Source organism: Pseudomonas sp. NPDC087336 (genome assembly GCF_044744285.1).
GTDB lineage: Bacteria > Pseudomonadota > Gammaproteobacteria > Pseudomonadales > Pseudomonadaceae > Aquipseudomonas.
In genome coordinates, this window is sequence record NZ_JBIUYA010000069.1 from 1 (window position 1) to 2081 (window position 2081).

Annotated in this window: 2 protein-coding genes and 1 pseudogene; all 3 read right to left on the reverse strand. The window is 54.9% G+C overall.

The features are described 5' to 3' along the window. A partial coding sequence (gene fusA / locus ACIO0C_RS31140; protein WP_401318342.1) for an elongation factor G occupies positions 1–1310 on the reverse strand: 1310 nt, incomplete at its 3' end. A 30-nt stretch (positions 1311–1340) separates the two neighbouring features. Continuing rightward, on the reverse strand, positions 1341–1811 hold the full coding sequence (gene rpsG / locus ACIO0C_RS31145) for a 30S ribosomal protein S7 (protein WP_401318344.1): 471 nt from the start codon (positions 1809–1811) through the stop codon (positions 1341–1343). A 122-nt stretch (positions 1812–1933) separates the two neighbouring features. Continuing rightward, positions 1934–2081: pseudogene (gene rpsL, locus ACIO0C_RS31150) on the reverse strand (30S ribosomal protein S12); the annotation flags it as partial.

Below are 2081 nucleotides of genomic sequence, written 5' to 3' on the forward strand. Positions count from 1 at the left end.
CCCAGACCTAAACCCATTAATTCCTGGTCATCCTTGGTCTTAGGCTCTACGGCAACCGAAATAACCGGCTCCGGGAAGTCCATGCGAACCAGGATGATTGGCTTGTCAGCGTTGCACAAGGTTTCACCAGTGGTGACGTCCTTCATGCCGATCAGGGCCGCGATGTCACCAGCGCGTACTTCCTTGATCTCTTCACGGGCGTTTGCGTGCATTTGCACCATACGACCCACGCGCTCTTTTTTACCTTTAACCGAGTTGATCACGCCGTCGCCGGAGGCCAACACGCCCGAGTAAACGCGGACGAAGGTCAAGGTACCCACGAATGGGTCGGTAGCGATCTTGAACGCCAGAGCCGAGAACGGCTCGTTGTCGTCTGCATGACGCTCCATTTGCTTTTCCTCGTCATCCGGGTCGGTACCCTTGATGGCAGGAATGTCGGTTGGAGCCGGCAGGTAGTCGATAACGGCGTCGAGAACCAGGGGAACACCCTTGTTCTTGAAGGAAGAACCGCAAACAGCCAGGACGATTTCACCAGCGATAGTACGCTGACGCAGAGCGGCCTTGATTTCCTCGATGGTGAGCTCTTCACCTTCGAGATACTTGTTCATCAGCTCTTCGCTGGCTTCGGCCGCAGCCTCAACCATATTGCTGCGCCACTCTTCAGCCAGCTCCTGCAGTTCAGCAGGGATGGCTTCGCGACGTGGAGTCATGCCCTTGTCAGCATCGTTCCAGTAAACCGCTTCCATGGTCATCAGATCGATCTGACCCTGGAAGTTGTCTTCGGAACCGATAGCCAACTGGATTGGCACCGGGGTGTGACCCAGACGCTGCTTGATCTGAGCGATCACGCGCAGGAAGTTTGCGCCGGCACGGTCCATCTTGTTCACGTAAACGATACGTGGAACGCCGTATTTGTTGGCTTGACGCCATACGGTTTCGGACTGCGGCTCAACGCCGGAAGTGCCGCAGAACACAACGACCGCGCCGTCGAGTACACGCAGGGAACGTTCAACTTCAATGGTGAAGTCTACGTGGCCCGGGGTATCGATGACGTTGAAGCGGTATTGGTCCTTGTGCTGCTTCGCAGAACCCTGCCAGAAGGCGGTAATAGCAGCAGAAGTAATGGTAATACCACGCTCCTGCTCCTGAACCATCCAGTCAGTGGTCGCAGCGCCGTCATGCACCTCGCCCATCTTGTGGCTTTTGCCAGTGTAAAAAAGGACGCGCTCGGTGGTGGTGGTTTTACCAGCATCCACGTGAGCAACGATACCAATGTTACGGTAGCGATTAATCGGTGTAGTACGAGCCATAAAGCCCTCGCAAATTGAGTGACGCTAAAATTAGAAGCGGTAGTGCGAGAAAGCTTTGTTAGCTTCAGCCATACGGTGCACGTCTTCACGCTTCTTAACTGCAGCACCTTTACCTTCGGCAGCGTCCAACAGTTCGCCAGCCAAACGCAGAGCCATAGACTTCTCGCCGCGCTTACGGGCGAAGTCTACCAACCAGCGCATTGCCAGAGCGTTACGACGGGACGGACGAACTTCAACCGGAACCTGGTAAGTAGCACCGCCTACACGGCGCGACTTTACTTCGACCAGCGGAGCGATGGCGTCGAGAGCTTTCTCGAAGATTTCCAGGGGGTCGCTGTTCTTGCGGTCTTTAACCTTTTCCAGCGCGCCAAAAACGATACGCTCGGCAACGGCTTTCTTGCCGCTTTCCATCACGTGGTTCATGAACTTGGCCAGGATTTGGCTTCCGTATTTTGGATCGTCAAGCACTTCGCGCTTGGCTGCTACGCGTCTTCTTGGCATGGATAAGCCCTCAAACGGTCTTCAGGTTCGCTCGGAATCGGTGCCCATTACTACGGGACGCCTCCGACCTTACTCTTATCGACTCAGAAAAATAGAAATCAGTTTTTTGCAGCAAGCGACCATTACTTCGGACGCTTGGTACCGTACTTCGAACGACCCTGGTTACGACCTTTGACGCCGGAAGTATCCAACGAACCGCGAACGGTGTGGTAACGAACACCTGGCAAGTCTTTTACACGACCGCCGCGGATCAGTACCACGCTGTGCTCT